Below are 7,677 nucleotides of genomic sequence, written 5' to 3' on the forward strand. Positions count from 1 at the left end.
CCCTGGGTGATGTGCGCCGGGCCGGTGGCCGACCGGTCGTCAGGCCGGCTCTGCCGGGATGCCGCCGAGGCACCACTCCAGGACGGCGCGGGCGCTGTGGTACTTGTTCTCGGCCTGGTCGAACGCGATGCTCGAGGGGCCGTCCAGCACCTCGCCGGTCACCTCCTCGCCGCGATGCGCGGGCAGGTCGTGCATGAAGACGGCGCCGGGGCAGGCCGCCAGCACGGCGGCGTCCACCCGGAACGGGGCGAAGACGCGCCGCCAGTCCGGGTCGGGCTTGGTCGTGCCGGTCGTCTGCCAGCGCGTGGTGTAGACGATGTCGACCTCCGGCAGGTCGGCCATGTCGTGCCGTTCCTCGACCAGCGCGCCGGACTCCTTGGCGTGGCTGCCGGCCAGGTCGAGGAAGCACGGGTCGAGGCCGTAGCCGTCCGGGGTCCGCAGGTGCAGCTCGGTGCCGGGAAACCGGCTGAGGGCCAAGGCGAGCGCCGAGGCGGTGTTGTTGCCCTCGCCGGCGTACAGCACCCGCAGCCCTTCGATCCGTCCGAAGCGGCCGAGCATCGTGGTGAGGTCGGTGAGCGCCTGGGTGGGGTGCTCGGCGGCGCTCATCGCGTTGATCACGGCCATCCGCTGCTGGGCGGCGTAGGCGCGGAGTTCCTCGGTGCTGCCGGCGGTGCGCGCCACCAGCACGTCGAGCATGCGGGAGAGCACGGCGCCGGTGTCCTCGGAGCTCTCCCCGGTGTTCTCCTGGAGTTCGTCGGGACCGTAGGTGATCAGCCGCCCGCCGAGCCGGAGCGCGCCGGCCGAGAACGCGGTCCGGGTGCGGGTGGACGTCTTGCGGAACAGCACGCCGACGACCGCGTCGGCGAGCGGCCGCGCGTCGTCGCACTCGCCGGCGGCGTACTGGGCGCCGCGGCGCACGAGCCAGCGCAGCTCCCGATCGGTGAGGTCGTCGACGGAGATCAGGTGGTGGCGGTTGGGCCGGGCCATCAGGAGTTCCTCCTCGCGTGGCTGCCGTCAGTTCACGTGCAGGGCGTCGCGCAGGATGCCGAGCCCCTCGTCGAGCGGACCGGGCGCGACGGTCAGCGGGGGCATCACCTTGAGGACCTCGTCGTACCGGCCGCAGCGCTCGACGATCAGGCCGTGCTCGAAGGCGTGGCGCTGGACGCGCTCGGCCCGGTCGGCGCCGCCGGCCCGGGCGGTGTCGATGCCGAGCACCATGCCCCGGCCGCGCAGCACGAGATCCGGGTCCAGCGCGCCCACCTCGGCCCGGAACCGGGTGAGGCTCTCCGCATTCCGCCGAAGGCCGGTCAGGAAGTCGTCCTGCTGCCAGAGTTCGCAGGCCGCGGTGGCCGCGACGAAGGCGAGCTGGTTGCCGCGGAACGTGCCGGTGTGCTCACCGGGCTGCCACAGGTCCAGCTCGCGGCGGAACAGCGTGAGCGAGAGGGGAAGCCCGTAGCCGCTGAGGGACTTGGAGACGGTGACGATGTCCGGCACGATCCCGGAGTCCTCGAAGCCGAAGTACGTGCCGGTGCGGCCGCAGCCGGTCTGGATCTCGTCCAGGATCAGCAGCACCCCGTACCGTTCGGTGAGCTCGCGCAGCCGACGCATCCACTCCCGGCTCGCCGGGTGGACGCCGCCCTCCATCTGCACCGCTTCGACGACGACCGCCGCGGGCAGTTCGGTTCCGGAGGACGGGTCGGCCCACAGCCGCTCGATCAGGCCGATCGAGTCGAACGGGCCGAGCGGGCCGTCCTCGAAGGGTACGAAGGTCACGTCCCCGCCGGCGACCGCGCCCGCCCGGCGGGCGCGGCGGCTGCCAGTGATCTCCAACGAACCGCGCGACATGCCGTGGTAGGCGCCGGTGAACGCCGTCAGGCCGGTGCGACCGGTTGCCCGGCGGGCCAGCTTGAGGGCGGCCTCCACCGCGTCGGTCCCGGTCGGCCCGGTGAACTGCACCTTGAAGTCGAGGCCGCGGGGGTGCAGTACGACCTCCGTGAATCGGGTCAGGAAGTCGCGCTTGGCGACGGTGTGCATGTCCAGGCCGTGCATGAGGCCGTCGTCGGCGAGGTAGTCGAGGATCCGTCGCTTGACGGCGTCGTGGTTGTGCCCGTAGTTGAGGGTGCCGGCGCCGCAGAAGAAGTCGATGAAGACGCGGCCGTCGTCGGCGTGCAGCAGCGCGCCCTTGGCGCGTTCGAAGACCACGGGAAAAGTGCGGCAGTACATGCGCACCTCGGACTCGATTTTCTCGAAGACGGAGGTGTCGGTGGTCGCGGCGAGGGTCATGGCGGTCCTTGGGCGAGGGGGCGGTTTCGGTCAGCGGCCGGCGGTCGTGCGGTCGCCGCGCGGGCGGGCGGTCAGCCGTGGCAGGGGGCCGTCCGCGGCCGACTGCGGGTAACCGTCCAGAGCCGCGGTGAGGGCGGCGACGGTGGGGTGGTCGAACAGGGCGCGCACGGGGACGTCCACGGCGAGGGCGGCGCGCAGTCGCACGGACACCCGGGTGGCGAGCAGCGAGTGCCCGCCGAGCAGGAAGAAGTCGTCGTGGACTCCGATCCCGGTGGCGCCGAGGACCTCCTCCCAGACCCTGGCCACGGACCGTTCCCGAGGGGTGCGCGGAGCAGCGGCCGGGCCGACCGCCTGCGGCGCCGGCGCCGGCAGCGCGTGGCGGTCGACCTTCCCGCTGACCGCGGTCGGGATGGCGTCCAGCAGGACGAACGCGGCCGGGACCAGGTGGTGGGGCAGGGAGTCCAGCAGCTCGGCGCGTAGGGCGTCGGGCGTGGGTGGGTTCTCGGCGTCCTCCGCGACCAGGTACGCGGTGAGCTGTCGGTCGCCGCCGGCGTCCGGCGTCGGGTGCACCACGGCGGCGCGGACGCCGTCGAGGGCGAGCAGCGCCGCCTCGATCTCGCCCGGTTCGATCCGGTGACCGCGGATCTTCACCTGGTGGTCGCTGCGGCCGAGGATCTCCAGCGAACCGTCCGGGCGGAGCCGGCCGAGGTCGCCGGTGGCGTAGAGCCGGCCGCCGGGCGTGGTGGCGTGCGGGTCGGGGAGGAAGACGCCGGCGGTCTGGGCGGACCGGCCCCGGTAGCCCCAGGCGAGCCCTTCGCCGCCGATGCAGACCTGCCCGGTGCCGCCCTCGGCCACCGGCTCCAGCCGGTCGTCGAGCACCCGGACGGTGGTGTTGTCCACCGCGGCCCACTGCTGGACCTGCCCGTCGGCGCCGTGCCGGGCGACGCTGGTCCAGATCGTGGCCTCGGTCGGCCCGTACAGGTCCCAGACCTCGGCGCCACCGGCGGCGAGCGCCGCGGCCAGGTCGGTGTGGAGCTTCTCGCCACCGGACAGCACGGTGAGGCCGGGGCCGGGGGCCCAGCCGGTGTCGACCAGCATCCGCAGCATCGACGGGGTGGCCTGGAGCAGATCCGGGCGGGCCTCGCCGATCAGACGGATCAGGCGCTCCGGGTCACGAGCCTGCTCGGTGTCGGCCAGTACCAGCCGAGCGCCGGTCAGCAGCGGCAGGCAGAGCTCCAGCATCGAGGGGTCGAAGGAGGCGGTGGTGACGCCGAGGACGGTGGCCCCCGGCGCCGGCTCCAGCCGGGCCGTCATCGCGTGCAGGAAGTTGGTCAGGGCACTGTGCGGGATCTGCACGCCCTTGGGCGTGCCGGTCGAGCCGGAGGTGTGGAAGACGTACGCGAGGTCGTCCGGGCCGGTGGTCCGGTCGAGCCGGTGCGCGGGCACGGTCGGCGGCAGGGTGCCGTCGAGCAACAGGGTCCTCGCCTCCGTGCCTGCCACCCGTTCGGCCAGCGGGCCGGTGGTGACGACCACGGCGGCCCTGGTGTCATCGATCAGGTGGCCGATACGCCGCACGGGGTGCAGGGGGTCGAGCGGGACGTAGGCGCCGTCCGCCTTGAGGACGGCGAGCAGGGCCACGAGGAGCCCGGTGCCGCGCTCCAGCAGGACGCCCACCCGGGTGCCGCGGTCGACGCCGAGGGCGCGCAACCGGTGTGCCAGTGCGTCGGCCCGCTCGTCGAGTCCGGCGTAGCTCAGCTCGCCGTCCCAGGAGCGGACGGCGATGGCGTCCGGGGAGCGGCGCGCCTGCTGCTCGAACAGGTCGACAACGGTCTGCGCAGGCGTGGCACGGGCGCTGCCGAGGCCGAGCGCGAGCCGGCGGCGGCGCTCGCCACCGGGCAGCCGTTCGAGTTCGGAGGTGGCGTGGGCCAGCGGCTCGTCCGGGGCGGCGAGCAGGCCGCGCAACAGCCGGACGTAGTCCTCCGTGAGGCGGGCGGCCGTCTCGGGCGTGAACAGCGCGGTGGCGTAGTGCAGGCGCAGCCCCAGGCTGCCGTCGGGGCAGCCGAGCAGGTCGAGCGCCAGGTCGAACGGTGTCCCCGCGACCGGGGTGGGCACCAGCTCGGCCTCCAGGCCGGGCAGGTCGGGCGGTTCGGCCTGGGAGTCGAGGGTCAGGAAGGAGACCTGGAAGAGGGGGTTGCGGCTGAGGTCACGGGGTGGAGCCAGTTCGCCGACCACGCGTTCGAACGGGGTGGCGGCGTGCGTGAGGTCGGCCAGGGACGCGCCCCGGACCCGGTCCACCAGCTCGGCGAAGCTCGGTCGGCCGGACAGGTCGGCGCGCAGCACCACGGTGTTGACGAAGGGGCCGATGAGGTCCCTGGCAGCGGGGTGGCCGCGGCCCGCTACCGGGGTGCCGACGGCGAAGTCGCTCTGTCCGCTGTAGCGGCCCAGTTGGGCCTGGAAGGCCGCGAGCAGCACCATGAACCGGGTAGCGCGGTGGGAGCGGGCCAGCCGGTCGGCCTGTGCCACCAGGTCGGCGGGGAGGGTGCATCGGGCCACGGCGGCGGCGCCGTCGAACTCGGCGGGGCGGGGCCGGTCGGTCGGCAGGTCCAGCGGCGGCAGGCCCGCCAGCCGCGAGCGCCAGTAGTCGAGGCTGCGGGCGAGCCGGGGGCCGGCCGACCGCTCGCGCTGCCGGGCCGCGAGGTCGGCGTACTGCTGGGCCAGCGCCGGGAGCCCGTGGGGGACACCGGCGGTTCTCGCGCGGTAGGCCGCGGCCAGGTCGCGGGTGAAGATGTTCCAGGAGGAGAAGTCGAAGGCGATGTGGTGCACCACGACGGCCAGCAGGTGGTCGTCGGACGCGAGCCGCGCCAGGGTGGCCCGCAGCGGCGGCGCTGTCGACAGGTCGACCGGCCGTCGCAGCGCGCGGTCGAGGACCGCGGCGATGCCGGCCGCTCCGGCGGCGGGCGCCGCCACCCTGTCCAGCGGCACGTCGACCCGCGGGACCACGTGGGCCAGCGGCTCGCCGTCGGCGGCCGAGTACCGGGTGCGCAGTACCTCGTGCCGGTCGACCACGTCGGCCAGGGCGGCGGCGAGGGCCTCGGTGTCGAGGCTGCCGCGCAGGCGCAGCGCCAGCGGAAGCAGATGGTCCGCCGCGCCGGGTCGCAGTTGGTCGAGGAACCACAGCCGTTGCTGCGAGAAGGATGTCGTCCGGCCGTCACCGCGGTCCACCGGCTCACCTCCGAGAAGTGGGGTAGGTCGTCGCGCGCCTCGGGTGGTCGGGGCACGTCCGGAGCTTGCCGTTCGGGCGCGGCGGCGCAGTAGGGAAGGAGCGGCAGCGCGTGTCGCGGCTTTTGCTGCGTCAATGTCTCTGGTCGGGGCCGCGACCGGGACCGGACCCGGGTCAGATCAGCCCGGTGCGGACGCCGTGCGCCACCGCGTGGGCCCGGTTGCGGACCTGGAGGCGCATCATCAGGTCATACATGACGTTCTTCACGGTGTGCTGGGAACAGGAGAGTGCACGGGCGATGGCCGCGTTGCCGTGCCCCTCGGCGACCAGCGTGAGGACTGTCGTCTGTCGGGCCGTCAGCGGCGAGTCGGGGGTGGAGTGCCGACGCTCCGTGTCGCCGCCGCCCGCCTCGTCGAGGAGGCGGACCAGGACGCCGTAGGGCATCCGGCCCTCGCCGTACCGGGCGCCGTGGACGGCGGTGAGCAGGCGCTCCGGGGTGGCCTCGGCGGACTGGAGCATGGCCACCGCCCCGGCCCGGACGGCCCGCCGCACTCCTGCCGCGGTGAAGGTGTCGGCGACCAGCAGGAGGGGGCCGCCGCCGGGTTCCGGCAAGCCGTCGAGCGCCGCACCGGGGGTCCGGCCCGCGGCCACCCGGACGGCCCCGTCGGAACGTACGGCCGCCAACTCGACGCCGGCCCGGCGCAGGCTGGCGGCCACCGTGTCGCGGGCCGCCCCGCCCGCGGGGCCCAGGTACACGCGCAGTTCGCCGTCGCGCCGTCCCGCCTCCGGCGCCGCTTCGAGGATCAGGCCGGTCACAGCAGGCCCGTCCGCAGGGCGTAGGCCACCGCGTGGGCACGGTTGCGCAGCCGGAACCGCTGGGTGATGTCTCGGACGACGGTGGTCACGGTCCGCGCGGAGTAGCAGAGTTCCTTGGCTATCTCGTCGGTCTCCCGGCCGTCGGCCACCATCCGCAGGACCGCACGTTCCCGCTCGTCCAGGCCCCAGCCCGGTCCGTGCCCCCGCGCGCCGGGGGGCGCATCGCTCTCGGTGCCTTGGTCGAGGAGCCCGTCGATCAGGTCGGGTGGCACGGTGCAGTCGCCGCCGGCCACCGTCAGCACGGTCCGCGCCAGCCGGTCGGCGTTCACCTCGTGGCGGCGCAGGAGGCCGCGGGCGCCGGCGTTGATGGCGTCGGCGGCCTCGGCCGGGGACATGTCGGCGGCGATCACGATGACGGCGGGCCGGTGAGGGCCGGTGCCGGTCGCGTTCACCAGGTCGAGTTCCTTGCGGTCGAGTCGATCGAGGATCACGACCGCCACGTCGGCCTTCTCCTCCGGCTGGACCAGTGCGATGTCCGGGTTGCCGGACAGGGTGCTGACGGCGCCGGCTTCGAGCACCGGGTCCAGCGCCACGACGCAGAGCGGTAGGGGGGTGTCCATGTGCACTCCTCGGTCAGCGTGTGACGAACCTCTCGGCGAGGAGTCTGGGCAACCCGGGCGACACGCCGCATGGGGCGCGATCACCCGCATTCCCGCACCCCGCCGGGCCGCCCCGGTGCCGCCCGGCGCGACCGGTCCGCGCACGGCCGGACGCCGCCGGGGGGCACCGGCGGCCCGGCCTCCCGTCGCCGCGGACGGGGCGCCGTCGTGCCCGCTCGCGGACCTCGCCGGGCCGCCGGGCGGCGCAAAGGAGGGCACGGTGTTGACGGCGCCTGGGTAGTCGGCCGCGGAATATACGGGTGCTGCTCCCTGTACGGCGGGTGGCACCGCTGGAAGAGTCGCGGATGTGACGACAACCGACACCGGCTCCCCCGCCACGGGGGTGTCGCCCTCCTGGTGGGCACCGGCCGCGACACTGCGCGAGCGGCTGTCGGCCCCGCACCCGCCCGCGGCGCCGGCGGCGGGCCCGGCCGCCAGGCTGCGTACCCGCTCGGCGGTCGAGCTGGCCTGCGAGTCCCTGCGCTCGGCCCGACTGGGCGCCGACGTCCGGCTGGTGGCGGCGCTCGCCGCCGAACCGCCGGCGCGGCTGGCCGGCCGGCTCGCCAGGCCGCGGTGGGCGATGTTCGCGGAGAGGGCGGTGACCGCGGCAACGTCTCCCTCTACAACCAGACGGGCGAGGCGGCCATCCACCCCACCCCGGTCGTCGCGGTCCTGGGCGTCATCGACGACGTGGCCCGG

The 7,677-nt window shown here is 74.7% G+C and carries 5 protein-coding genes; all 5 read right to left on the reverse strand.

Features of this window, described 5'->3' with window-relative positions; genetic code table 11:
* Nucleotides 1-39: 39 nt before the first annotated feature.
* A complete protein-coding gene (locus tag ACZ5Y0_RS27700; RefSeq protein WP_469131401.1) occupies nt 40-987 on the reverse strand; it encodes an ornithine carbamoyltransferase in 948 nt (315 codons plus the stop codon).
* Between the two features lie 27 nt (nt 988-1,014).
* Nucleotides 1,015-2,283: a diaminobutyrate--2-oxoglutarate transaminase gene (locus ACZ5Y0_RS27705; RefSeq protein ID WP_469131402.1), complete on the reverse strand. Its 1,269-nt coding sequence runs from the start codon at nt 2,281-2,283 to the stop codon at nt 1,015-1,017.
* A gap of 30 nt (nt 2,284-2,313) precedes the next feature.
* Entirely contained in the window at nt 2,314-5,505 is a 3,192-nt protein-coding gene (locus ACZ5Y0_RS27710; RefSeq protein WP_469131403.1) for a non-ribosomal peptide synthetase, read from the reverse strand.
* A gap of 172 nt (nt 5,506-5,677) precedes the next feature.
* Nucleotides 5,678-6,319 carry a helix-turn-helix transcriptional regulator gene (locus ACZ5Y0_RS27715; RefSeq protein WP_469131404.1) on the reverse strand — a complete coding sequence of 214 codons (642 nt, stop codon included), beginning with the start codon at nt 6,317-6,319 and terminating at the stop codon, nt 5,678-5,680.
* Complete coding sequence (locus ACZ5Y0_RS27720) at nt 6,316-6,939, reverse strand: helix-turn-helix transcriptional regulator (protein ID WP_469131405.1); 624 nt, start codon at nt 6,937-6,939, stop codon at nt 6,316-6,318. The genes ACZ5Y0_RS27715 and ACZ5Y0_RS27720 overlap by 4 nt, the downstream gene beginning before the upstream one ends.
* Between the last annotated feature and the right edge of the window lie 738 nt (nt 6,940-7,677).

The organism is Streptomyces sp. NPDC033216, from assembly GCF_055577115.1.

Excerpts from the sequence above, each read along its gene's own strand:
- ACZ5Y0_RS27700 (WP_469131401.1), bottom strand. The coding sequence starts at position 987 with ATGGCCCGGCCCAACCGCCACCACCTGATCTCCGTCGACGACCTCACC.
- ACZ5Y0_RS27705 (WP_469131402.1), bottom strand. The coding sequence starts at position 2,283 with ATGACCCTCGCCGCGACCACCGACACCTCCGTCTTCGAGAAAATCGAG.
- ACZ5Y0_RS27720 (WP_469131405.1), bottom strand. The coding sequence starts at position 6,939 with ATGGACACCCCCCTACCGCTCTGCGTCGTGGCGCTGGACCCGGTGCTC.